Annotated in this window: 17 protein-coding genes and 2 riboswitches; of the genes, 13 read left to right on the top strand and 4 right to left on the bottom strand. The window is 69.3% G+C overall.

What is annotated here, in order from left to right; genetic code table 11:
• Nucleotides 1–73: 73 nt before the first annotated feature.
• Together metG and ABFG95_RS11280 are read right to left on the bottom strand one after the other, a co-directional pair.
• Entirely contained in the window at nt 74–2140 is a 2067-nt protein-coding gene (gene metG / locus ABFG95_RS11285) for a methionine--tRNA ligase (protein WP_068949984.1), read from the bottom strand.
• A gap of 221 nt (nt 2141–2361) precedes the next feature.
• Entirely contained in the window at nt 2362–2637 is a 276-nt protein-coding gene (locus ABFG95_RS11280) for a hypothetical protein (RefSeq protein ID WP_006385850.1), read from the bottom strand.
• 101 nt (nt 2638–2738) lie between these two features.
• Between ABFG95_RS11280 and apbC the strand changes: the two genes are divergently transcribed.
• The 4 genes from apbC to dcd all read left to right on the top strand — a co-directional run bounded on the left by apbC (nt 2739) and on the right by dcd (nt 10213).
• Nucleotides 2739–3827, top strand: coding sequence for an iron-sulfur cluster carrier protein ApbC (apbC, locus tag ABFG95_RS11275; RefSeq protein WP_054414959.1), 1089 nt, complete (start codon nt 2739–2741; stop codon nt 3825–3827).
• A 3-nt stretch (nt 3828–3830) separates the two neighbouring features.
• Nucleotides 3831–5723, top strand: a complete 1893-nt coding sequence (locus ABFG95_RS11270; protein WP_049076257.1) for a BamA/TamA family outer membrane protein — start codon at nt 3831–3833, stop codon at nt 5721–5723.
• A complete protein-coding gene (locus tag ABFG95_RS11265) occupies nt 5720–9559 on the top strand; it encodes a translocation/assembly module TamB domain-containing protein (protein WP_348995861.1) in 3840 nt (1279 codons plus the stop codon). The genes ABFG95_RS11270 and ABFG95_RS11265 overlap by 4 nt, the downstream gene beginning before the upstream one ends.
• Nucleotides 9560–9649: 90 nt before the next feature.
• The gene (gene dcd, locus ABFG95_RS11260; protein ID WP_006226186.1) at nt 9650–10213 is read left to right on the top strand and encodes a dCTP deaminase; all 564 of its coding nucleotides are present in this window, start codon (nt 9650–9652) and stop codon (nt 10211–10213) included.
• A 52-nt stretch (nt 10214–10265) separates the two neighbouring features.
• Here dcd and ABFG95_RS11255 read toward each other — a convergent pair whose 3' ends face one another.
• A complete protein-coding gene (locus ABFG95_RS11255; protein ID WP_054414963.1) occupies nt 10266–11114 on the bottom strand; it encodes a VOC family protein in 849 nt (282 codons plus the stop codon).
• A 159-nt stretch (nt 11115–11273) separates the two neighbouring features.
• Here ABFG95_RS11255 and ABFG95_RS11250 point away from each other — a divergent pair, with 159 nt between their 5' ends.
• A complete protein-coding gene (locus tag ABFG95_RS11250; RefSeq protein ID WP_049078112.1) occupies nt 11274–12515 on the top strand; it encodes a GGDEF domain-containing protein in 1242 nt (413 codons plus the stop codon).
• A 26-nt stretch (nt 12516–12541) separates the two neighbouring features.
• Here ABFG95_RS11250 and ABFG95_RS11245 read toward each other — a convergent pair whose 3' ends face one another.
• Nucleotides 12542–13069: a GNAT family N-acetyltransferase gene (locus ABFG95_RS11245; protein ID WP_348995860.1), complete on the bottom strand. Its 528-nt coding sequence runs from the start codon at nt 13067–13069 to the stop codon at nt 12542–12544.
• Nucleotides 13070–13175: 106 nt separating this feature from the next.
• On the opposite strand from ABFG95_RS11245, the gene ABFG95_RS11240 reads away from it, so the two are divergent.
• The 8 genes from ABFG95_RS11240 to gcvP all read left to right on the top strand — a co-directional run bounded on the left by ABFG95_RS11240 (nt 13176) and on the right by gcvP (nt 24127).
• Nucleotides 13176–13628: a hypothetical protein gene (locus tag ABFG95_RS11240; RefSeq protein ID WP_049076250.1), complete on the top strand. Its 453-nt coding sequence runs from the start codon at nt 13176–13178 to the stop codon at nt 13626–13628.
• Nucleotides 13629–13895: 267 nt separating this feature from the next.
• Nucleotides 13896–16157: an arginine/lysine/ornithine decarboxylase gene (locus ABFG95_RS11235; protein WP_049076248.1), complete on the top strand. Its 2262-nt coding sequence runs from the start codon at nt 13896–13898 to the stop codon at nt 16155–16157.
• A 17-nt stretch (nt 16158–16174) separates the two neighbouring features.
• Nucleotides 16175–17377, top strand: a complete 1203-nt coding sequence (locus tag ABFG95_RS11230) for an NAD(P)/FAD-dependent oxidoreductase (RefSeq protein WP_068949986.1) — start codon at nt 16175–16177, stop codon at nt 17375–17377.
• 259 nt (nt 17378–17636) lie between these two features.
• Entirely contained in the window at nt 17637–18251 is a 615-nt protein-coding gene (locus ABFG95_RS11225) for a superoxide dismutase (RefSeq protein ID WP_175146248.1), read from the top strand.
• 27 nt (nt 18252–18278) lie between these two features.
• Entirely contained in the window at nt 18279–19172 is an 894-nt protein-coding gene (locus ABFG95_RS11220; protein ID WP_054500648.1) for a ZIP family metal transporter, read from the top strand.
• A gap of 80 nt (nt 19173–19252) precedes the next feature.
• Nucleotides 19253–19345, top strand: a riboswitch (glycine riboswitch).
• A gap of 33 nt (nt 19346–19378) precedes the next feature.
• A riboswitch (glycine riboswitch) is annotated at nt 19379–19501 on the top strand.
• A gap of 83 nt (nt 19502–19584) precedes the next feature.
• Nucleotides 19585–20685: a glycine cleavage system aminomethyltransferase GcvT gene (gene gcvT, locus ABFG95_RS11215; protein ID WP_054500649.1), complete on the top strand. Its 1101-nt coding sequence runs from the start codon at nt 19585–19587 to the stop codon at nt 20683–20685.
• Nucleotides 20686–20781: 96 nt separating this feature from the next.
• Nucleotides 20782–21159 carry a glycine cleavage system protein GcvH gene (gene gcvH, locus ABFG95_RS11210; protein ID WP_006385867.1) on the top strand — a complete coding sequence of 126 codons (378 nt, stop codon included), beginning with the start codon at nt 20782–20784 and terminating at the stop codon, nt 21157–21159.
• Between the two features lie 94 nt (nt 21160–21253).
• Nucleotides 21254–24127: an aminomethyl-transferring glycine dehydrogenase gene (gcvP, locus tag ABFG95_RS11205; protein WP_238907738.1), complete on the top strand. Its 2874-nt coding sequence runs from the start codon at nt 21254–21256 to the stop codon at nt 24125–24127.
• Nucleotides 24128–24218 lie beyond the last annotated feature (91 nt).

The following is a 24218-nucleotide window of genomic DNA, read 5'->3' as shown; positions in this document are numbered from 1 at the left end:
GCCGAGCGGCTCGGCGATAAAAAAAGCCCGCATTGGCGGGCTTTTTCATGGGGCCGGCGCGCGGGCCCGGCGCTCAGCGCACGCGCATGCCGGGCTTGGCGCCGGGGAACGGCTCCAGCACGTAGATGCCGGCGTCCACCGCCTCGTCGGCATGGCTGGCGGCCAGCACCATGCCTTCGGAGACGCCGAACTTCATCTTGCGCGGCGCCAGGTTGGCGACCATGACGGTCAGCTTGCCGATCAGGTCTTCGGGCTGGTAGGCCGACTTGATGCCGGAGAAGACGTTGCGGTGGCGGCCCTCGCCCACGTCCAGCGTCAGGCGCAGCAGCTTGGTCGAGCCTTCGACGTGCTCGCAGTTGACGATCTGCGCGATGCGCAGGTCGACGCGGGCGAAGTCGTCGATCGAAATGGTCTCGGCCAGCGGCTCGCCGCCGGGGATCACGGCGGGGGCGGCGGGCGGCTCGAACAGGTCTTCCAGCATCTGCGGCTCGACGCGCTGCATCAGGTGCTTGAACGGCGCCACGCGCTGCGGCAGCACGGCGGCGTCGGCCCAGGTGAAGTCGGCATCGGCGGCGAACAGCTCGCGCGCGACGCGCTCGGCCAGGGCCGGCAACACCGGCGCCAGCATCACCGACAGGGCCTTGAAGCCGGCCAGCGAACGCGAGCAGATGTCCTGCAGCGCGGCCTTCTGCGCCTCGTCGGCAGTGGCGATGCCCTTGGCCAGCACCCACGGCTGGGCCGTGTCGAACGCCTGGTTGATGCGGTCGGCGTAGGCCATGATCTCGCGGATGGCGCGGTTGTACTCGCGCGCCTCGAAGGCGGCGCGGATCGACTCGGCCTGCGCGGCGTATTCGGCCGACAGCGCGGCGGTGTCGCCCGAATAGGCCAGGGCGCCGTCGAAATGCTTGGTGATGAAGCTGGCGGCGCGGCTGGCGATGTTGACGTACTTGCCGACCAGGTCGCTGTTGACGCGGGCGATGAAGTCTTCGGGGTTGAAGTCCATGTCTTCGACCCGGGCGTTCAGCTTGGCGGCGATGTAGTAGCGCATCCACTCGGCGTTCATGCCGAGTTCCAGGTAGCGCAGCGGCGAGATGCCGGTGCCGCGGCTCTTGGACATCTTTTCACCGCTGACGGTGATGAAGCCGTGCACATTGACCGCGTCCGGCGTCTTGCGGCCGGCGAACTTCAGCATCGCGGGCCAGAACAGGGCGTGGAAATAGACGATGTCCTTGCCGATGAAGTGGACCTGCTCGGTGCTGCCGGCGGGGTCGAGCAGGGCGTCGAAGTCCAGGCCCTTGACCGCGCAGTACGACTTCAGCGAGGCCAGGTAGCCCACCGGCGCGTCCAGCCAGACGTAGAAGTACTTGCCCGGCGCGTCCGGGATCTCGATGCCGAAATAGGGCGCGTCGCGCGAGATGTCCCAGTCGCCCAGCTTGGCCTCGCCGTCCTCGGCGCCCAGCCACTCGCGGGTCTTGGCCAGCATTTCGGGCTGCAGGTGTTTGCCGCCGTTGGCGTTGCTGCCGGTGGTCCATTGCTGCAGGAATTCGACGCAGCGCGGATCCGACAGTTTGAAGAAGAAGTGATCCGACGACTTCAGCACCGGCGTGGCGCCGGTCAGGGCCGAGTACGGATTGATCAGCTCGGTGGGCGCGTAGACCGCGCCGCAGACCTCGCAGGAATCGCCGTACTGGTCCTTGGCGTGGCACTTGGGACATTCGCCCTTGATGTAGCGATCGGCCAGGAACATGCCCTTGACCGGGTCGTAGAACTGCTCGATGGAGCGGGTCTCGATCAGGTCCTGGGCCTTGAGCGCGCGGTAGATGTCCTGCGACAGCGCGACGTTCTCGGGCGAATCGGTGGTGTGCCAGTGGTCGAAGCGGATGTGGAAGCCGTTCAGGTACTGCGGCCGCTCGGCGGCGTAGCGCGCCACCAGCGCCTGCGGCGTGATGCCTTCTTTCTCGGCCTTCAGCATGATCGGCGCGCCGTGCGCGTCGTCGGCACCCACGAAGTGCACCGTGTGGCCCGCCATTCGCATCGAACGAACCCAGATGTCGGCCTGGATGTACTCCATGATGTGGCCGATGTGGAAGGATCCGTTGGCGTAGGGCAGCGCAGTGGTGACAAAGAGGGTGCGAGACATGGTTGTCGGTCGAGGTTGAGGGGAAAAATGGGTTGGCCGGCCATTTTAGGGCAATGGCGGCGATGCGCCCGCGGGGAAGGGGGGCGGACCCTTGAAACGACACAACCCGCCGGTCGCGCACGCGGGCGCCAGGCGGGTTGGGGAACAGCGAGCCGGTCGTTCGGCCACGAGTGCGCGGCGCGGGCCGCCGCGGGAGGCGGCGGGCGCCGGCGATGCCGCGCTCAGCGGACCTCGCGGGCCTCGACGTCGATCACGTCGCCGCGCGGTTGCGTGGCGAACGGGGCGTTGGCGGACTGGAAGGGGCTGGGACGGGCGCCCTGGCGCTGGCTCCAGTAGGCGCGCACGCCGAAAGGCTTGCCGCGCACCTTGGCGACCACGTACAGGATCGCCACGGCGATCGCCGTGGACAGCATGAAGACCAGCGCCATCGCCATGCCAATCAAGGCCAGGGCGGCGAACAACACGGCACGAAAGAAGCGGATGAGAGTATTGGTCATGTAGGTCGGATGCAAAACGCAGCGAAAGGTTCCCGTGTATCCGCTATCCTTTAGGGGATGGCGGCCCGCAGACGCCGCGCTGCCTACGGAACCATAGTGACATGAGTATAACGATAGAACACCTCCGCGCCGCGCTGCGCGGCGCGCAAGACCCCAATACCGGCCTGGATCTGGGCGTTTCTGTAAAAGATCGTGACATTCAAATCGAGGGCGGCCGCGTCACCGTGGCGCTGGAACTGGGCTATCCGGCCGACGCCGTGCGCGAACAGGTGCGTGACATCGCCGTGGCCGCGCTGGCCGGCGCCGGCGCGCCGGGCGCCCAGGTGAACGTTTCCTGGAAGGTGGCCGCGCATGCGGTGCAGAAGGGCCTCAAGCCGCTGCCCAACGTCCGCAACATTATTGCGGTCGCCTCCGGCAAGGGCGGCGTGGGCAAGAGCACCACGGCCGTGAACCTGGCCCTGGCGCTGGCGGCCGAGGGCGCCAAGGTCGGCCTGCTGGACGCCGACATCTACGGCCCCAGCGTGCCGACCATGCTGGGCGTCTCGGGCCGTCCCGAGAGCCTGGACAACAAAAGCATGGAGCCCCTGACCGGTCACGGCCTGCAGGCCAACTCCATCGGTTTCCTGATCGATGCCGACTCGCCCGCCATCTGGCGCGGCCCGATGGTGACCCAGGCGCTCGAACAATTGCTGCGCCAGACCAACTGGCGCGACCTGGACTACCTGATCGTCGACATGCCACCGGGCACCGGCGACGTGGCGCTGACGCTGGCGCAGAAGGTGCCGGTGGTGGGCGCGGTCATCGTCACCACGCCGCAGGACGTCGCGCTGCTGGACGCGCGCAAGGGTCTGCGCATGTTCCAGAAAGTCGAGGTGCCGATCCTGGGCGTGGTCGAGAACATGGCCATCCATATCTGCTCGCAGTGCGGCCATGCCGAGCACATCTTCGGCGAAGGCGGCGGCCAGCGCATGGCCGAGCAGTACGGCACGCCCTGGCTGGGCAGCCTGCCGCTGACACTGGCGATCCGCGAACAGACCGACGCCGGCACCCCCACCGTGGTGGCCGATCCTGGCAGCGAAGCGGCGGGCCTGTACCGCGCCATCGCCCGTAAACTCGCGGCCGGCGTTGCGGCGCTGCCCCGTGACATGGCCGGGAAATTCCCGTCCATCGTCGTGCAGCAGCCGTCGTAACGCATGCGGTGGGCGGCCCGGGCCTTCTTGGCTGGACTTTGCGTCGTGGCGGGCGAGGCTGCGGCCAAGCGCCCGGAGATCATCGTGGACCCGGGCGGCGTGCCGCCCGCCGCGCTGCAGGCGATCACCGAGGCGGTGGGCGCCATCGCGCGCCTGGCTGAAGACCAGGACGGCGGCGAAATCAACCGCCTGCGGCGCCGCGCCCGCGACGCCACGCTGGCCGCGCTGGCCACGCAGGGGTATTTCTCGCCCACCGTCACGCTCGAGGCCGGCACCGACATCGGCGGCGAAACCTGGGATATCGGCATCGTGCCGGGCAAGCGAACCACGGTGTCCTCGGTCGACCTGACCTTCACCGGCCGCATCACGCGGCCGGAATACGCGCAGCGGGTGCAGAAGCTGCGCGACGACTGGCTGCTCAAACCGGGCCAGCCCTTCATCAACGCCGATTGGAACAAGGCCAAGTCGTCGCTGCTGGACGAGGTCTCGGTGCGCGACTTCATGCTGGCGCGCATGACGGCGTCCGAAGCCGAGGTGCAGGCCGACAGCGCGTCGGCGGCCCTGCGCGTCACCATCGACAGCGGACCGCAGGTGCGCATGGGCGAACTCAGCACCGAGGGCCTGGAGCGGGTGCCGCCCAAGCTGATCACCCGTTACGTGCGCTATTCGCCGGGGGCGGCCTACGATCAGAACCGGCTGGATGAATGGCAGCAGGACCTGCAGTCCACCGCATTCTTCCGCGGCGCCTTCGTCGCGCTGCGCCAGCCCGGCAGCGACCAGCAGCTTGCCGAACCGGCGTCGGACCGCGCTCGCGCGCCGGGCGCCGCCAACGCCGCCGAGTCGGCGCCGGCCGGCGATCCGGTGGTGTCTGGCGCCGTGCCGCCGCCGCCGCCCAAGTACGACTCGGACGGCGAAGTGACGCTGCCGGTGCAGGTGCGGGTGGTGGAAGCGCCGCCCAAGCGCTTTTCGGCCTCGTTGGGCGTCGACGACGAGGCCGGCGTGCGGCTGGAATCGCTCTATCGCCAGAATGTGGTGTTCGGCCAGCCGCTGACCATGGAATCGGGCTTCAGCGTCGACCGCCTGCAGCAGCGCGTCTATACCGATTTCCTGCTGCCGCCGACCGAGCGCGGCTACAAGGACTCCATCGGCGTGCTGGCGCAGCATTCCGACATCCAGGGCCTGGCGGTGACCCGCTACGCCCTGGGCGCCACCCGCAGCCAGGAGCGCAAGGGCGCCGGCGACAGCCGGGTCACCTACGAAACCCGCTGGGGCCTGCTGCTGGCGCACGACGACGTCAAGATCGACGGCGGCGACGAATATTCTCTGCCCACGCTGACCGCCACCGGCGAGTGGCTGCGGCGCGACGTGGACAACAAGTACGACCCACGCGAGGGCAACCTGATCGCGCTGGGCGGCGGCGTGGGCGTGACGCTGGATACCGGCGAGCCCTACACCCGCGCCCGTTTCCGGGCCCAGAAATGGTGGCCGATCGGCAAGCTGGACGTGCTGACCGTGCGCGGCGAGGTCGGGCGGGTCTGGTCCAATGGCAACGTGCAGGTGCCGGACGATTTCGGTTTCCGTACCGGCGGCGCGCGCTCGATCCGGGGCTACAAGTACCAGAGCATCGGCCTCAAGCGCGACAAGGCCATCGTGGGGGCGCCCACGTTGGTGGTTGGCAGCATCGAGTACGACCATTACTTCAATGAACGCTGGGGCATGGGCGTGTTCGTCGATGCCGGCGACGCGGCGCAGTCGTTCGGCGACATGTCGCTGGCGGTCGGTTACGGCGTGGGCGCGCGGGTGCGCACGCCGGCCGGCCCGCTGTTCCTGGACGTGGCCTACGGCCAGCGCGAGCGCGACCTGCGCCTGCACTTCTCGCTGGGGATCGCGTTTTGACGGCGCTGCGCGGATTCCTGCGGCGCCTGTTGGTGTGGTGGCTGCCGGGGCTGGCGATGCTGGCGGTGCTGGCGTGCAGCTTCGTGTTCTGGCTGCTGGCCTCGCAGACCGGCACCCGGCTGCTGCTGACCACCGCCGCCCAGCAACTGGACGGCCAGGCGCTGGACGTGCGCGGCTCGGTGCTGCGCGGGCTGGACGTCGGGCGGCTGGACTTGAACATCAGCGGCACCCGCATCGGCATCAGCGACCTGCGCCTGAGCGTGCATTGGCGCGCGCTGGGCAATCGCTTGCTGCACGTGCGCGAGATCTCGGCGGGCAACGTCGAAGTCGCCCTGACCGCCAGCGACGAAGCCACCGCCAAGGGCGAAGACGAACCCTTCACCTTGCCGTCGCTGCCGGTGGATATCGCCGTGGACCGGCTGGCGCTGGGTGAATTCCATTTGCTGCAGGACGGCCAGCCGCTACCGGTCGAACTGGGCGACCTGAATGCCACTTTCGCCGCCGGCAAGCAGGGCGCGCAGCTGCGCATCGCCAATCTGCGCGTGGGCCACGAGGTCGGCCAGGCGCAACTGAGCGGGCAAGCCGAATTGCAGGGCCTGGCCGATCCCTGGCCGTTCGCCGCGCGGCTGGACGTGATGGCGCGCGGATCGGGCCCGGCCTCGCCGCTGTGCCAGGCCGATCAGTTGAGCGGCAAGTTCGCGCCGCCCGCGAAACCGCAAGAGGAAAGGCCCAAGGCGCCCGAGGCGGCCAAGCCCCGGGCCGGCAAGGCCAAGGGTGAATCCGCCAAGGCCGCCGCCGGCGCCAGGCCGTCCTCCGCCACGCCGACCGAGGGCGCCCAGGCCAAGACCACGGATGCGTTCGTCGGCCCGCCGGCGCCGGCCTGCCAGGTGATGTTGCAGGCCGATGCGGCGGGCTCGCTGGACGGCATCCAGGCCAAGCTGGATGGCACCGGCGCCGGTCTGGCGTTGGAGGTGATGGCCGATCTGGCGCCGCGCACGCCGCTGGTGCTGCGCAGCGCGCGCGCCGAGGCGCGGTTGCCGGACCAGTCGACGCTGTCGGCGCGCCTGGACCTGCGGGCGGTGGACGGCCAGCCGGGCCGCGACCGCATCGTCGGCACCGTTGGGGCGCGGCGCCTGGACCTGTCGCCCTGGCTGGGTGACGCGATTCCGCCGGCCATCGTCAGCGCCAGCGCGCAGTTGAGCGCCGAGTTCGAGAACCTCAGCCAGTTGCGCCAGGCCGCGATCGACCTGCGCTTCGAAGACGGCGCGCGCTGGAACAAGCAGGCGCTGGCGGGCGCGGTCAAGGCCCAGGTGGATATCGCCGCGCCCGCCGCCGGCCCGCAGGTCAGCGCCAGCGCCGTGGCGTCGGGCCCAGATGCCGCGCCGGGAGCCCCCGATGCCGCGGTCAGGCCCGCCGCCGATGCGCCCGATGCCGCCGCCAAGCCCGCCGCTGGCACGCCCGCCGCCGGTACACCCGCCGCCGATCTGCTGGCCGGACTGCGCATCCACGGCCTGGACGTCGATCTCAAGCTGGGCGCCAACCGGATCCGGGCGCAGGGCGAGATCGGCGGGGCCGACGGCGCGCTGACGCTGGACGCGCAGGCGCCGCAGCTGGATGCCTTCTGGCCCGGCATTCCGGGCGGCGCCGACCTCAAGGGCAAGCTCGGCGGCACCATCGCCGCCCATAAGGCCGAGATCACCGCCGGCTACAACCCGCCCAAGCCGCGCCCCGGTGTGTTGGGCGAATCGCGGGCCCAGGCCACGCTCGCCTTCGCTGGCGGTTGGGGCAAAGGCGCGGCGGGGGCGGCCGACGCCGCCCTGACCGGTTGGCGCGGCACGGTTTCGCGCCTGACGGCCGACAGCGCCGGCTTTACCGTTTCGGTCGACCGGCCCGTGACGCTGTCTTACCTGCCGGCGGCGGTGGCGCCGCAATGGCAGTGGCAAGTGGGCCAGACCGTGCTGGGGGTGGCCCTGCCGGGCAAGGAAAAACTGGCGATCGCGCACAAGGGGTCGCGCGGCGACGCCAAGCGCTGGGAAACCGCCGGGCAGGCCGACAACCTGGTCATCACCGCCGCGATGGCGCGGCAGGTGATCGCCGCCGTCGACCCGGAGGCCGCGGCCAAGATGAACAAAGGACCGAAGCGCGTCAATGCTACGGTGGCGGAAAGCCAGCGCCGCATCGCGCTGGACGCGTCCTGGGACCTGAAATTCGACGGCCGCCTGGCCGGCCGCGCCCGCATCGCGCGGCGCGACGGCGATCTGCTGATCCCGGGCGACCCGCCGGTGCCGCTGGGGGTGAAGGCGCTGGTGCTGGACCTGACCGCCACGCCGACCTCGGCCAACGCCAGCCGGCTGGACGCCAAGCTGGACCTGGCCACCGACAAGATGGGCAAGATCGCCGGCAATGGCACGGCGGTGCTGGCGGTGGACGCCAAGGGCGGCATGGCGCTCGATCCGCGCCAGCCGATCCGCGCCAGGCTGGATGCGGATATCACCGATCTGGCCTGGGTCGGCCTGTTCGTCGGCGACTCCATGGAGGTCGGCGGCCAGGTCAAGGCCAACCTCGAAGCCCAGGGCACGCTCAGCGGCAAGTGGAGCGCGAGCGGCGCGATCCGCGGCGACAAGCTGCGCGTGGTGCGCATCGACGACGGCGTGCGCCTGATCGACGGCACGCTGGCCGCGCGGCTGGACGGCGACAAGCTGGTGCTCGACAGTCTGCGTTTCCCGGCCTCGCTGCGCGTGATGCCGGCCGAATGGCGCACCAAGGAATGGATCACCACCAACCCCGAGGCCAAGGGCGGCTATGCCGAAGCCAAGGGGCAATGGAACCTGATCGACGGCGGCGGCAACGTGCGCCTGACGCTGTACCGCTTTCCGGCGCTGCAGCGCTCCGACCGCTATGCCATGGTCTCCGGCACCATCGACCTGAACGCCGCGATGCCGCGCATCGACATCGTCGGCGACCTGAAGGCGGACGCCGGCTGGTTCAGCCTGGAGATCCTGCAGGGCGTGCCGTCGCTGGACGACGACGTCAAGGTGCGGCGCGCGGGCGACGACCCCGGCACCGTGTCGACGCCGCTGCAGACCAGCATGAACCTGAAGTTCGACATGGGGCCGCGCTTCTACATCACCGGCATGGGGCTGGACGCCGGCCTGCTGGGGTCGATCCAGATCCTGCTGAACGACGGCCGCCTGACCGGCGTGGGCGCGCTGCGCACGCGGGGCGGCGGCATCGAGGCCTATGGCCAGAAACTGCGGCTGCGGCGCGGGACGCTGACCTTCCAGGGCCGCCTGGACAACCCGCTGCTGGACATCGAGGCCCTGCGCACGGGCGAGCAGGTCGAGGCCGGTGTCAAGGTGGTGGGCACCGCGCAGCGTCCGCGTATCGACCTGGTGTCGTATCCGGACGTCAGCGACGTCGAGAAGCTGTCGTGGTTGCTGCTGGGGCGCGGCCCCGACGAAAGCGGCAGCGACGCCGCGCTGCTGCTGTCGGTGGGCACGGCCCTGCTGGGCGGCGGCGAGCCGTTCTACAAGCAATTCGGGCTGGACGACCTCAGCGTGCGCACCGGCAACCTGGGCAGCTCGGGCAGCATTCTGCCGGACCGCACCGTGGCCGGCGACGTCAACCGCGACAGCGATAGCCAGCTGGCGACGCAATTCCTGGTGGCCAGCAAGTCGTTCGCCAATGGCATCACGCTCAGCGTCGAGCAGGCGCTGGCCGGCAGCGACACCGTGGGCCGGGCCAGCTACCGGCTGGCGCGGGGCCTGTCGCTGGACCTGAAGGGCGGTTCGGTCAACGGCATCGCGCTGGTGTACCGTACCTTCTTCGGCGATTGATATCCGATGCCGTTCCGTCCCCATTCGGGGGCGGGGCGGCGCTCGGGATAAAATGTCGCCCATTCCATTCCCCCAAGCACCTCTGCCATCATGAGCATCAAAAGCGACCGCTGGATCCGCCGCCAGGCCGAAGCCGGCATGATCGAACCCTTCGAAGCGGGTCAGGTCCGCACGGCCAATGGCGGGCGCATCGTCAGCTACGGCACCAGCAGCTACGGCTACGACGTGCGCTGCGCCGACGAATTCAAGATCTTCACCAACATCAATTCCACCATCGTCGATCCCAAGAATTTCGACGAAGGCTCGTTCGTGGATTTCAAGGGCGATGTCTGCATCATCCCGCCCAATTCGTTCGCGCTGGCCCGCACGGTCGAATACTTCCGCATCCCGCGCAGCGTGCTGACGATCTGCCTGGGCAAGAGCACCTACGCGCGCTGCGGCATCATCGTCAACGTGACGCCGCTGGAACCCGAATGGGAAGGCCACGTCACGCTGGAATTCTCGAACACCACGCCGCTGCCCGCCAAGATCTACGCTGGCGAAGGCTGCGCGCAGATGCTGTTCCTGGAAAGCGACGAGGTCTGCGAGACCTCGTACGCCGACCGGGGCGGCAAATACCAGGGCCAGCGCGGCGTCACGTTGCCGCGCACCTGACGGCCCAGCGGCGGGGGCGCCGCCCGGCGCGCCCGCCTTGCCTGCACGCCCGTCAGGCGCGTCCCGGCGCCAGGCGCAGGTATTCGATGTCCCATTCGCTTTCCGACACCTGCGCGAAACCGTGGCGGCGGTAGAAGCGGTTCGAGTCGCTGCCGCGCAGCGCGCCCACACTGACCGGCAGGCCGCGTCGGTCGGCATCCTGCAGCAAGCGGCCCAGCACCTGGCCGCCCACCCCCAGCCCCTGCGCCGCGGGCACCACATACAGATGATCCAGCCGCAGGCCGTCGCCGTCCGGGCGCACGGCATAGAAGCCGATGCGCGCGCCGTCGCGCTCGATGAACCAGGTGTGGTCGGGCCGGAACGTGGCGCGCAGCCGCGCCCGCGCCCGTTCCGGGTCGAACCGGCCCAGGCGTTCCAGGCTGTCGCGCATGGCTTCGATACGGATCGCCAGCAGGGTGTCGAAGTCGGCCTCGGTCACCGGCGCGTCGCGTAGCGCGCCCGCCGCCAGCGCGTCGTAGCCCCGGCCCAGGAACTGCATGATGCAGATGCCATGGCCGAATGGATCGCTCAGGTGGGCGATGCGGCCCCAGTCATGCGACGCCGCCGGGTCCTCCAGCCGCGCGCCCGCGGCCACCGCCCGGGCGACCGCGTCGTCGACGTCATCGACCACCACGTCCAGGTGCACCGGCGTCCAGTGGCGGGCGTAGTCGCGCGGCTGGCGCACGGCGCCCGCGGCCGGCGTGCCGGCGGCCTTTTGCAGCAGGTAGATGGGCGCCGACGCGCCCAGCATTTCGGCGGCCCCCGGTCCCAGCCGGCGGTGCAGCGTCAGCCCGAAGGCGCGGCCATAGAAATCGATGGCCGCCTCAAGATCGGGAACGTCGATATTGACCAGGATGCGCATGAGGTTTTTCCAGGGGGGCGAGCGCTGAACATAGCACGGCGCGCCCGCCGCGCAAGCGTCGCTAACTCGCTAAAGAACCCGCGACCGCGACCGTAAAATGGCATATGTGTTTGCCGATTTGGCGACGTCATCTCAGCAAGCGTGAGCAAGGCCCTATCCGTGCGTTACCCCCATATCCCCTGGCTGCCCCTGTTGTTCTACCCTGCGCTGCCGGTGATGGCGGCGGTCGGGCTGTTGCTGTGGCGCCAGTGGCCTCCGGCGCTGACCCAGATCGTGCCGTTCGTGCCGTGGGTCATGGCGCTGGTCGGCGCGGCCATCTGCCTGATGTACCAGCGCTCGCAGACACTGGCATTGATGCTGGCGGTGCTGGCCGCCGTGGCCGCGTGGCCGATGCTGGCCAGCCAGGCGCCCTGGGCGCTGGGGCCGGCGCTGGTGTGGTGGTCGCTGGCCTACACCATCAATGCGCTGTGGCCCGAGCGCGCCGGCATGCTGCGCGACCTGGCCGCGCGCCTGGGGCTGATGGCCGCGGGCGCCGCCGTCATCGCGTTGGCGGGCAAGGAAGGGGTGGCGCAATTGTTCGGCGCGCTGGCGGTGCAAGGCGTGCTGGCGCGGCTGGGCGTGCCGTTCGAGGCGCTGGCGGCGCTGTTGCTCACCGGCCTGACCCTGACCCTGTTGCTGTTGCGTTATGGCCGTCCGCAGCAGGCCGGCCAATGGCTGGGTTTCGTCTGCATGGCCTGGGCGCTGCCGCGCGGCGCCCAGCACGGCATCGAACTGGCCGTGATGGCCGCCGCCGCGTTGACCTCGCTGTCCATTTCGCTGGCGCACGAGGGCTATCACATGGCCTTCCGCGACGAACTCACCGGTCTGCCCGGGCGGCGTGCGCTCAACGAGCGCCTGCAGCGCATGGGCCGCGTCTATACGCTGGCCATGGCCGACGTGGACCACTTCAAGGCATTCAACGACACCCACGGCCACGACGTCGGCGACCAGGTGCTGCGCATGGTGGCGGCGCAACTGCGCCGGGTGTCTGGCGGCGGCTATGCCTATCGCTACGGCGGCGAGGAATTCACGTTGGTGTTTCCGGGCAAGACCGCGGTCGAGGCCATTCCGCACCTGGAAACCGTGCGGCGCGCGATCGAGGCCTACCAGATGCGCCTGCGTGACAAGCCGGCGCGGCCCAAGGCCGATCAGCTCGGGCTGCGCCGGCGCGGCGCGCGCGCCGGCCGCAATGCGCGTCCGCTGCGCGTGACGGTCAGCATCGGCGTGGCCGAGCGCGGCGAGACGCTGCGTGCGCCGGATGCGGTCATCAAGGCCGCCGACCAGGCGCTGTACAAGGCCAAGGATGGCGGCCGCAACCAGGTCTGCGCCTATGGCGCGCGGCGGCGCGCGGGCGCCGCCTGACGCGGGTGCGCCGAACCCGGGGGGCGTCAACGGCCGGGCAGCGGCAGCGCCATCAGCAATTCGTCGTACAGCGTGCCGTTGACGCACAGCGCTTCCTGCTCGTGGCCGTACTGCTCGAAGCCGAGGCTGGCGTACAACTGACAGGCGGCGGCATTGTTGGCGGTGACGCTCAATTGCACCGTGCGCACGCCGCGCATGGCGGCGGCATGGTCGATGGCCGCCCGCATCAGCAGCCGGGCCAGGCCGCAGCCGCGCCAGGGCGGCGCCACGTAGACGCTCCAGACATGCGCCTTGTGCCGCATCTTCAGTTTGCGCTGCCGGGCCACGCCGATGATGCCGGCCAGCGCGTCTCCGGCGAACACGCCGAACATCGCGCTGTCGTCCGCGGGGGCGATCCAGCCGCGGATGTCTTCCAGTGTCAGCGTGTGTTCCTCTTCGTAACTCGATCCGAATGCTTCCGGCGTCTCGCGCAGGGCGTCCAGGCGCAGCTGGCGTAGCGCCGGGGCATCCTCGGGGGCAAGACGTCGGACCAGCGGGGCGGGAGCGGAATTCACGGGACGGGGCGAGTGTTGGGAATAGGGAACGGTCTGGCCAGTATAGGGGCAGGGGCCGCCTATAATGGGGTCAACGCCGCTTGCGGTTTTCACAAAGGAGCCACTGATGTTCGGTTTCCTCAAGATAAACCAGGACGCCAAGCGCGACGAAGTCCAGGAAGAGTTCGTGGCGCGCGTGGCCACCGCCGCGCAGGATTTCGTCCAGGCAGCCGGATCGGCCGGCACCGGGCTCGACTACTCCCCGTCGAGCGTCCACGCGCTAGACGACGCGCTCGAAGCCGCGCACCTGGGCACGCTGCCCCTGACCCCCATGCAGACCGTTGGCGCGGCCGCCTACCTCTACGAAGTGGCCCGGCGCGCCCATGGCGGCCTGTACGAGGTCTGCGACGACGAGGACCCGGTGGTGCTGGTCTGCGGCGGGCCCGACGCCGAAATCTGCTTCGGCGCCATCGCCAAGGTCGAACGGCGCATCCGCTACGGCGCCGCCGAGGCCATCCCGCCGTACTTCGACCGCTTCCTGGCGGCGCTGGCGGCGGGCCAGGACGTCACCATCCGTTAGGGTCGGCCGCCCGGCGCGGGCCGCTTCATGGGGCGGACCGGGGGCGCGGCAGGCCCCTCGTCCGCCACCCGGGTCCGCGCCTCGCGCGGCCCGCTGGCGGCCGCCCTCGGGAAAACCATAGGGCCTGGAGAAAAACGGCCCTACAATTCCGCCATTCCCGCCGCCGGCGGGAACCTCGCGCCCGCCTGTCATCAGACGGTTTTTCACTAGAAGTACACTCGCGTCCGCCAACCCGGTCCGATTCGCCTTGCCCCCAGGAGCGCCTGCATGAAATTCCGCTTCCCCATCTTCATCATCGACGAGGACTACCGTTCCGAGAACGCGTCCGGTCTGGGTATCCGCGCCCTGTCCGCGGCGATCGAGGCCGAGGGCGTCGAGGTGATCGGGGTGACCAGTTACGGCGACCTGAGTTCGTTCGCCCAGCAGCAGAGCCGGGCCAGCGCCTTCATCCTGTCGATCGACGACGAAGAGTTCGACGTGGATTCGCCCGAGGACGTGGCCAGCGCGATCAAGAACCTGCGCACCTTCATCGGCGAACTGCGCTTCCGCAACGCCGACATCCCCATCTACCTGTACGGCGAGACGCGCACCTCGGAACACATTCCGAACGACATCCTGCGCGAACTGCACGGCTTCATCCACATGTTCGAGGACACCCCCGAATTCGTGGCGCGCCACATCATCCGCGAAGCGCGCAGCTATGTGGACAGCCTGCCGCCGCCGTTTTTCCGCGAGCTGGTCAAGTACGCGCAGGATGGCTCCTATTCCTGGCACTGCCCCGGCCACTCGGGCGGCGTGGCGTTCCTGAAGAGCCCGGTGGGCCAGATGTTCCACCAGTTCTTCGGCGAGAACATGCTGCGCGCCGACGTCTGCAACGCCGTCGACGAACTGGGCCAACTGCTGGACCACACCGGCCCGGTGGCCGAGTCCGAACTGAACGCGGCGCGCATCTTCCACGCCGACCACTGCTACTTCGTGACCAACGGCACCTCGACCTCGAACAAGGTGGTGTGGCACGCCAACGTCGCCGCCGGCGACGTGGTGGTGGTGGACCGCAACTGCCACAAGTCGATCCTGCACGCCATCACCATGACGGGCGCGATCCCGGTGTTCCTGCGCCCGACGCGCAACCACCTGGGCATCATCGGCCCGATCCCGCTGGAAGAGTTCCACCCGGACAGCATCCGCAAGAAGATCGAGGCCAACCCGTTCGCGCGCGAAGCGGTGAACAAGAACCCGCGCATCCTGACGCTGACGCAGAGCACCTACGACGGCGTGATCTACAACGTCGAGATGATCAAGAAGGAACTGGGCAGCTACGTCGACACGCTGCACTTTGACGAAGCCTGGCTGCCGCACGCCTCGTTCCACGAGTTCTACCAGGACATGCACGCGATCGGCCAGGACCGTCCGCGCAGCAAGGACGCGATGGTGTTCGCCACGCACTCCACGCACAAGCTGCTGGCCGGCATCTCGCAGGCCTCGCAGATCATCGTGCAGGAATCCGAGACCCGCAAGCTGGACCGCAACGTCTTCAACGAAGCCTACCTGATGCACACGTCGACCTCGCCGCAGTACGCGATCATCGCGTCGTGCGATGTGGCCGCCGCCATGATGGAGCCGCCGGGCGGCACCGCGCTGGTCGAGGAGAGCATCCGCGAAGCCATGGACTTCCGCCGCGCCATGCGCAAGGTGGAATCGGAGTTCGGCAAGAACGACTGGTGGTTCAAGGTCTGGGGCCCGAACCGCCTGGTGTCCGAAGGCATCGGCAACCGCGATGAGTGGATCCTGGAGTCGAACGACCACTGGCACGGCTTCGGCGACCTGGCCGAAGGCTTCAACATGCTGGACCCGATCAAGGCCACGGTCATCACGCCGGGGCTGGACATGTCCGGCAGCTTCGGCGAAACCGGGATCCCGGCCGCGCTGGTCTCCAAGTACCTGACCGAGCACGGGGTGGTGGTCGAGAAGACCGGCCTGTATTCGTTCTTCATCCTGTTCACCATCGGCATCACCAAGGGCCGCTGGAACACGCTGCTGACCGCGTTGCAGCAGTTCAAGGACGACTACGACCGCAACCAGCCGCTGTGGCGCATCCTGCCGGACTTCTGCCGCGGCCATCGCCGCTACGAGCGCATGGGCCTGCGCGACCTGTGCCAGCAGATCCACGAGGCCTACCGCGAACGCGACGTGGCCCGCCTGACCACCGAGATGTACCTGAGCGACATGGTGCCGGCGCTCAAGCCGTCCGACGCCTTCGCCCGCATGGCGCACCGCGAGGTCGAGCGCGTGGATATCGACAAGCTGGAAGGCCGCGTCACCGGCGTGCTGCTGACGCCGTATCCTCCGGGCATCCCGCTGCTGATCCCGGGGGAGCGCTTCAACCGCACCATCGTCCAGTATCTGCAGTTCGCGCGCGAGTTCAACGAGCGTTTCCCGGGCTTCGAGACCTACATCCACGGCCTGGCCGACGAAGTGGGGCCGGACGGCGAGAAGCGTTATTACGTTGATTGCCTGATCGAAGACTGATCGGGTCCGGAGTCCTGATGTTCGATGTCGCCGTTCTCGGCGCCGGCGCCGCTGGCATGATGTGTGCCGCGGTCGCCGGTCAGCGCGGCCTGCGCGTGGTGCTGGTGGATCACGCCGAACGGCTGGCCGAGAAGATCCGTATCTCGGGCGGCGGCCGCTGCAACTTCACCAACATCGGCGCGGGGCCCGCCAATTTCCTCTCCGACAACCCGCATTTCTGCCGGTCGGCGTTGTCGGGCTACACCCCGCAGGACTTCCTGGCGCTGCTCAGGCGCCACCGCATCGCCTGGCACGAGAAGCATCGCGGCCAGCTGTTCTGCGACGATTCCAGCGAATCCATCATCGAGATGCTGCGCGCCGAATGCGATGCCGGCGGCGTGCAGTGGCGCATGGGCTGCCAGGTGGCCGAGGTGGCCCATGGCGAGGCCGGCTTCGAACTGCGCACCAGCCAGGGCGTGATCCGCGCGGCCAAGCTGGTGGTGGCCACCGGCGGCATGGCGATCCCGCAGTTGGGCGCCACCGATTTTGGCCTGAAGCTGGCGCGCCAGTTCGGCCTGAAGGTGGTCGAGCCGCGCCCGGCGCTGGTGCCGCTGACCTTCGACGCCGCGCACTGGCAGCCGCTGGCCGAGCTGTCCGGCGTGGCGCTGGAGGTCAACCTGGCGACGGGGCAGGGCAAGGCGCGCGGCGAGTTTCTCGAAGACCTGCTGTTCACCCATCGGGGCCTGTCGGGCCCGGCGATCCTGCAGATCTCCAGCTACTGGAAGCCGGGCGAGCCCATCGTCATCGACCTGGCGCCGGGGCGCGACCTGGCGGCCGAACTGCTGGCGGCCAAGTCCGGCAACCGGCAGCAGTTGCACACGGTGCTGGCCGGCCTGTGGCCCAAGCGCCTGGCCGACCGCTGGCTGCAACTGGCCGAGCAGGGCGGCAAGCCGGGCCTGGCGGCGCTGCGCCTGGCCGATGCGCCGGACAAGACCCTGCGCGCGCTGGCGCAGGACATCCACCAATGGACCCTGGTGCCCAGCGGCACCGCCGGCTACAAGAAGGCCGAGGTCATGCGCGGCGGGGTCGATACGCGCGGGCTGGACCAGAAATCGATGCAGGCCCGCGCCATGCCCGGCCTGTACTTCATCGGCGAAACCGTGGACGTCACCGGCTGGCTGGGCGGCTACAACTTCCAGTGGGCCTGGGCCTCCGGCGTGGCCTGCGGCAAGGCGCTCTAGCGGTTCCGGGCGCTGCCCGCGTGCCCCGCGCTCCGGCCACATTCCTTCTGGGCGCGACGCCCGCTTTGTCCAACGCTTTTCGCGCCGCCGGCGCGGGCACGCTTCGTGCTGCTCGCCAAGGGCTGTCCGGCCCATAGCCTGCCTGCATGACAGGCATTGCAACGTTATCGTTGTCGTATCAAATAAAAATACCTATCATTTGTATTTTCAAAAATAAGACGCTTGCCCTCGTCGGCGGCGTTGCCCGACGGAGATCGCCTTGGCCTACACCCTGCCGCCCCTGCCTTACGCCTACGACGCGCTTGAACCGCACATCGATGCGCTGACGATGGAGATCCACCACGGCAAGCATCACCAGACCTACGTCAACAACCTGAACGCCGCGCTGGAAGGCGCCGGCATCGCCACCGACGAGCCGGTCGACGCCCTGGTGGCGCGCATCGACCAGTTGCCCGAGGCGATCCGCGGCGCGGTGCGCAACAACGGCGGCGGGCATGCCAATCACAGCCTGTTCTGGGCGGTCATGTCGCCGCGCGGCGGCGGCGAGCCCGACGGCGCGCTGGCCCGCGCCATCGATGCCGAGCTGGGCGGCCAGGCAGCCTTCCGCGATGCCTTCACCAAGGCCGCGCTGACGCGCTTCGGCAGCGGCTGGGCCTGGCTCAGCGTGACGCCGGACGGCAAGCTGGCAGTGGAAAGCAGCGCCAACCAGGATAGCCCGCTGATGCAGGGCAACACGCCGATCCTGGGGCTGGACGTGTGGGAGCACGCCTACTACCTCAAGTACCAGAACCGCCGTCCGGAATACATCGGCGCCTTCTACAATGTGATCGATTGGTCCGAGGTGGCGCGCCGCTACGCCGTCGCCGTGGGCTGAGCCGGCATCGCGCGGGGGCAGTGGACCATGAACACCTTCAGCCGTCATCGCATCCGGCCCGCGGCCACCAGCGTCAGCGTCTGGACGCTGGCGGTGCTGGTCGCCTGCCTGGGCCTGCACCAGGCCTGGGTCTATTTCGATGCCAATGCGCCGCACGTGGCCGACGCGCTGCTGGGCGGCATGGTCGCCGCCGGCGCCACCGCGGCGGGCACGCTGCCGATCCTGTTCGCGCGCACCATCCCCCAGAAGATGCAGGACAGCATGTTCGGCTTCGGCGCCGGCGTGATGCTGGCGGCCAGCGCGTTCTCGCTGGTGGCGCCGGGCATCGCGGCGGCCGAGTCGCAGGGCGCCGGCCCCTGGGGCGCGGGCCTGACGGTGGGCGCCGCCATCCTGCTGGGCGCGGCGGCGCTGCTGCTGATGGACCGGCTGTTGCCGCACGAGCATTTCATCAAGGGCCGCGAGGGCATCGAGGCGCACCGCCTGCGCCGCGCCTGGCTGTTCGTCTTCGCCATTACGCTGCACAACCTGCCCGAAGGCCTGGCCATCGGCGTCGGCTACGCCGGCAACGATCCGCTGCGGGGCACCGCGCTGGCCACCGGTATCGCCATCCAGGACATCCCCGAAGGATTGGTGGTGGCGGTGGCGCTGATCGCCGCCGGCTACAAGCGCGCGTTCGCGGTGGCGCTGGGCATGCTGTCGGGCCTGGTCGAGCCGGTCGGCGCGGTGCTGGGCGCGGTGGTGGTGGGCTGGTCGACGGCATTGCTGCCGTGGGGCCTGGGCTTTGCCGCCGGCGCCATGCTGTTCGTGATCAGCCACGAGATCATCCCCGAGTCGCACCGCAAGGGGCACGAGGTCTACGCCACCTGCGGCCTGATGCTGGGCTTCGTGCTGATGATGCTGCTGGACACCGCGCTGGGCTGACACGGGCGCGGCGCGGCGACCGGCCAGCGTTCACGGATCAACAACGCAATCGCGTTTCGCGGTATGCTTTCGGCGCTGTCACGCATGTTGCGGGAGAGAGCGGCCGTTCGCGGCTGCCGCCGAAGGCGCAATTCGCCCGGAATCGCTCAGGTATCCCATACCGCGCATGCTTGCCCTGTCCCGGTTTTCACCGCGCGGACGCGGCAAAGCAGCACTCTGGAGAGACCTGGCGCCGCTGCCCAATCAGGGACATAGCGAGCAGCCCAGGCGCCGAAGGTGCAAACCCGCCACGCGGGGCAACTCTCAGGCAAAAGGACAGAGGGGCGGAAGATTCAGCCGTTGCGTGGGCGCATCCCGTCCGCCGGCGGCATTCCGTAACCCTGGCAACGCTGCCGCTCCGGAGTACCCGCGCATGTCCGCACCCCTCAAACGCACCCCGCTGGCCGACGAACATATCGCCTCTGGCGCCCGCATGGTCGATTTCGGCGGCTGGGACATGCCCCTGGCCTACGGCTCGCAACTGGAAGAGCACCACGCGGTGCGCCAGGACGCCGGCATGTTCGACGTCTCGCACATGCTCAACGCCGACATCACCGGCCCCGACGCCTACGCCTTCCTGCAGCGCCTGGTGGCCAACGACGTGGCCAAGCTGACCGTGCCCGGCAAGGCGCTCTACACCTGCATGCTGAACCCGCAGGGCGGCGTCATCGACGACCTGATCGTGTATTTCTTCGCCGCCGACGAATGGCGCGTGGTGGTCAACGCCGGGACCGCCGACAAGGACATGGCCTGGATGCAGCGCGTCAGGCAGGCCGGCAAGTTCGACGTCACCATCACGCCGCGCCGCGACCTGGCCATGATCGCCGTGCAGGGGCCCAACGCCCGCGCCAAGGTCTGGGCCGCGCGCCCCGCCTGGCAGGCCGCCAGCGAGCCGCTGACCCCGTTCGTGGCCGCCCGCGTCGGCGACGACACGCTGGTGGCGCGCACCGGCTACACCGGCGAAGACGGCTTCGAGATCGTGCTGCCCGCCGCCGAGGCGGTGCAACTGTGGCGCGACCTGGCGGCCCAGGGCGTGCGCCCGGCCGGCCTGGGCGCGCGCGACACGCTGCGCCTGGAAGCCGGCATGAACCTCTACGGCCAGGACATGGACGAACTGACCCAGCCCGGCGAAGCCGCGCTGACCTGGACGGTGTCCCTGAAGAACCCCGAGCGCCGCTTCATCGGCCGCGACGCGCTGGAGCAGTTCGCCACGCCCGCCGCCTTCGTCGGCCTGAAGCTGCAGGAACGCGGCGTGATGCGCGCCCACATGGCGGTGCGCACCAAGAACGGCACGGGCGAACTCACCAGCGGCACCATGTCGCCGACGCTGGGCGTGTCGATCGGTTTTGCCCGCCTGCCGCAAGGCGTGGTCGCGGGCGACACGGTCGAGGTCGACATCCGCGGCAAGTGGGTGCCTGCCCTGGTCTGCAAGCTGCCGTTTGTCCGTAACGGCAAAGCCGTCGAACACTCGTAAACTCGAAGCTTCGCGCCGCTGGCCGGGCCCTCGGGGCAGGCCGCCGGCGCGAGGCGCGCAACACCGTTTCCCTATCTGAATCCCCCAGGAGTTCCCATGAGTCTGCCCACCGATCGCAAGTACACCGAGTCCCATGAATGGGTCAAAGCCGAAGGCGACGTGTTCGTCGTCGGCATCACCGATACCGCCCAGGACCAGCTGGGTGACCTGGTCTTCGTCGGCGACGTCAAGGTCGGCGCCAAGCTGAACGCGGGCGAGACCGCCGGCGTGGTCGAGTCGGTCAAGGCCGCCTCCGACATCTACGCGCCCGTGGCCGGCGAAATCGTCGCGTTCAACGACGAGCTGGAAAGCAACCCCAACCTGATCAACGAATCGGCCTTCACCGCCTGGATCTTCAAGATCAAGCCGGTCAACGCCGCCGATGCCGACAAGCTGCTGGACGCCGCCGGCTACGAAGCCGTCGCCAACGGCTAAGCCCGTCAGGGCGGGCGCGGCGCTGGCGCCGCCGCCCGTCCATATGCATCACCGTCCGTCCCTCCCGACGACACCGCCATCCCGAGATCCCCCCATGTCGCGCGCCCTAGACACCCACACCGACTTCATCCCCCGCCACATCGGCCCCTCCGACGCCGACCAGGCCGCCATGCTCGCCGCCATCGGCAGCCCCAGCCTGGACGCCCTGATCGAAGAAGTCGTGCCGCCCAAGATCCGCAGCCAGGCGCCGCTGGCGCTGCCGCCGTCGCGCAGCGAAGCCGACGTGCTGGCCGAACTGAAGCAGATCGCCGGCCGCAACAAGGTCTACCGCAACTACATCGGCCAGGGGTACTACGGCACGCAGACGCCCAACGTGGTGTTGCGCAACATTCTCGAGAATCCCGCCTGGTACACGGCCTACACGCCGTACCAGCCCGAGATCTCGCAGGGCCGCCTGGAGGCCCTGCTGAACTACCAGACCATGGTTGCCGACCTGACCGGGCTGGACATCTCCAACGCCTCGCTGCTCGATGAAAGCACCGCCGCCGCCGAAGCCATGACGCTGGCGCGCCGCGGCGCCAAGTCGCAGAGCCCGGTGTTCTTCATCTCGCGCCACGTGCATCCGCAGACCATCGAGGTCGTGCGCACCCGCGCCGAGGGCCTGGACATCGAGATCGCCGTCGGCGACGAGGCCGACGGCCTGCCGGAGTGCTTCGGCGTGCTGCTGCAGTACCCGCACAGCACCGGCTCGGTGGCCGACTACCGCAAGCTGGCCGAGGCCGCCCACGCGCAGGGCGCGGTGGTGGCCGTGGCCACCGACCTGCTGGCGCTGGCGCTGCTGGCCGCGCCTGGCGAATGGGGCGCGGACATCGCCATCGGTTCGGCCCAGCGCTTCGGCGTGCCGTTCGGTTTCGGCGGCCCGCACGCCGGCTTCATGGCCTGCAAGGACGCCTTCAAGCGCAACATGGCCGGCCGCCTGGTCGGCGTGTCCAAGGACGCCCAGGGCAACCCGGCGATGCGCCTGGCGCTGCAGACGCGCGAACAGCACATCCGCCGCGAGAAGGCCACCTCGAACATCTGCACCGCGCAGGTGCTGCTGGCCGTGATGGCCGGCATGTACGCGGTCTGGCACGGCCCGGCCGGCATCCGCCGCATCGCCGAGCGCGTGCAGCGCTACACCGCCATCCTGCGCGCCGAACTCGGCAAGCTGGGCATCAAGGTCGCCAACGACACCTTCTTCGACACGCTGCTGCTGGAAACCGGCCCGGCCACGCCCGCCATCATCACCGCCGCCGAGTGCGAGCACATCAACCTGCGCCGTGTCGACGGCGCGCGCCTGGCCGTGTCGCTGGACGAGACCGTCACCGCCGCCGACCTGCAGGCGCTGGTGAACGTGTTCGCCGCCGGCCTGGAACGCGACGACGTCGAACTGGACATCGACGCGCTGGACGCCAAGGCGGCCGGCGGCATCCCCGCCGCGGTGGCGCGTGAAAGCGCCATCCTCAAGCATCCGGTGTTCTCCAGCGTGCAGTCGGAAACCGACATGCTGCGCTACCTGCGCAAGCTGGCCGACAAGGACCTGGCGCTGGACCGCACCATGATTCCGCTGGGCTCCTGCACCATGAAGCTGAACGCCACGGCCGAGATGATCCCCATCACCTGGCCCGAGTTCGCGCTGGTGCACCCGTTCGCGCCCGCCTCGCAGAGCAAGGGCTACGACGAGCTGATCACGCGCCTGTCGGCCGCGCTGTGCGAAATCACCGGCTACGACAACATCAGCCTGCAGCCCAACTCGGGCGCGCAGGGCGAATACGCCGGCCTGCTGGCGATCCGCGGCTACCACCAGGCCAACGGCCAGCACCAGCGCAACGTCTGCCTGATTCCGTCGTCGGCCCACGGCACCAACCCCGCGTCGGCGCAACTGGCCGGCATGGACGTGGTGGTGGTGGCCTCCGACGCCAACGGCAACGTCGACCTGGGCGACCTGCGCGCCAAGATCGAACAGGTCGGCGACAAGCTGGCCGCGCTGATGATCACCTACCCGTCCACGCACGGCGTGTTCGAGGAGGCCGTGACCGAGATCTGCGACCTGGTGCACCAGGCCGGCGGCCAGGTGTACCTGGACGGCGCCAACATGAACGCCATGGTCGGCGTGGCCAAGCCGGGCAAGTTCGGCTCGGACGTGTCGCACCTGAACCTGCACAAGACCTTCTGCATTCCGCACGGCGGCGGCGGCCCGGGCGTCGGTCCGGTGGCGGTGCGCGCGCACCTGGCGCCGTACCTGCCGGGCGTGGTGAACGAGCAGGGCAAGCTGCCCGGCGAAGCCAAGGTTGGCCCGGTCTCGGCCGCGCCGTTCGGTTCGGCCGGCATCCTGCCGATCCCGTTCGTGTACATCGCGCTGATGGGCGCCGACGGCCTGCGCCGCGCCACCGAAGTGGCGATCCTGAACGCCAACTACATCGCCACCCGCCTGCGCGGCCACTACCCGGTGCTGTACGCGGGCCGCAACGGCCGCGTGGCGCACGAGTGCATCCTGGACGTGCGTCCGCTCAAGGAAACCAGCGGCATCAGCGCCGAGGACATCGCCAAGCGCCTGATGGACTACGGCTTCCATGCCCCCACCATGAGCTTCCCGGTGGCCGGCACGCTGATGGTTGAGCCGACCGAATCCGAAGGCGTGGCCGAGCTGGACCGCTTCATCGAGGCGATGATCTCGATCCGCGAGGAAATCGCCCAGGTCGAGCGTGGCGAACGCGATCGCGAGGACAACGTCCTGAAGAACGCGCCGCACACCGCGCAGATGCTGCTGGCCGAGGAATGGCTGCACGACTACCCGCGCCAGCAGGCCGCCTACCCGGTGGCTTCGCTGCGCGAGGCCAAGTACTGGCCGCCGGTGGCGCGCGTGGACAACGCCTATGGCGATCGCAACCTGGTTTGCGCCTGCCTGCCGGTCGAAGCCTACGCCTGATGCCGCGTGACGGCCCGCCCCTTGGGGCGGGTCATCGAGGCTTGCCTGGCGACAGGCAAAAAAAACCCCCATCGCACGATGGGGGTTTTGC

The sequence above is a fragment of the Achromobacter sp. HNDS-1 genome (assembly GCF_040084795.1).
GTDB classification, from domain to species: domain Bacteria; phylum Pseudomonadota; class Gammaproteobacteria; order Burkholderiales; family Burkholderiaceae_B; genus Achromobacter; species Achromobacter ruhlandii.
The sequence above is the reverse complement of the archived record's forward strand: the minus strand, read 5'-3'. Positions and strand labels throughout refer to the sequence as shown.

Bases quoted from the DNA above. Each gene is read 5' to 3' on its own strand.
- metG (WP_068949984.1), bottom strand. From the start codon at position 2,140: ATGTCTCGCACCCTCTTTGTCACCACTGCGCTGCCCTACGCCAACGGA.
- ABFG95_RS11280 (WP_006385850.1), bottom strand. From the start codon at position 2,637: ATGACCAATACTCTCATCCGCTTCTTTCGTGCCGTGTTGTTCGCCGCC.
- apbC (WP_054414959.1), top strand. From the start codon at position 2,739: ATGAGTATAACGATAGAACACCTCCGCGCCGCGCTGCGCGGCGCGCAA.
- ABFG95_RS11270 (WP_049076257.1), top strand. From the start codon at position 3,831: ATGCGGTGGGCGGCCCGGGCCTTCTTGGCTGGACTTTGCGTCGTGGCG.
- dcd (WP_006226186.1), top strand. From the start codon at position 9,650: ATGAGCATCAAAAGCGACCGCTGGATCCGCCGCCAGGCCGAAGCCGGC.
- ABFG95_RS11255 (WP_054414963.1), bottom strand. From the start codon at position 11,114: ATGCGCATCCTGGTCAATATCGACGTTCCCGATCTTGAGGCGGCCATC.
- ABFG95_RS11240 (WP_049076250.1), top strand. From the start codon at position 13,176: ATGTTCGGTTTCCTCAAGATAAACCAGGACGCCAAGCGCGACGAAGTC.
- ABFG95_RS11235 (WP_049076248.1), top strand. From the start codon at position 13,896: ATGAAATTCCGCTTCCCCATCTTCATCATCGACGAGGACTACCGTTCC.
- ABFG95_RS11230 (WP_068949986.1), top strand. From the start codon at position 16,175: ATGTTCGATGTCGCCGTTCTCGGCGCCGGCGCCGCTGGCATGATGTGT.
- ABFG95_RS11220 (WP_054500648.1), top strand. From the start codon at position 18,279: ATGAACACCTTCAGCCGTCATCGCATCCGGCCCGCGGCCACCAGCGTC.
- gcvT (WP_054500649.1), top strand. From the start codon at position 19,585: ATGTCCGCACCCCTCAAACGCACCCCGCTGGCCGACGAACATATCGCC.
- gcvH (WP_006385867.1), top strand. From the start codon at position 20,782: ATGAGTCTGCCCACCGATCGCAAGTACACCGAGTCCCATGAATGGGTC.
- gcvP (WP_238907738.1), top strand. From the start codon at position 21,254: ATGTCGCGCGCCCTAGACACCCACACCGACTTCATCCCCCGCCACATC.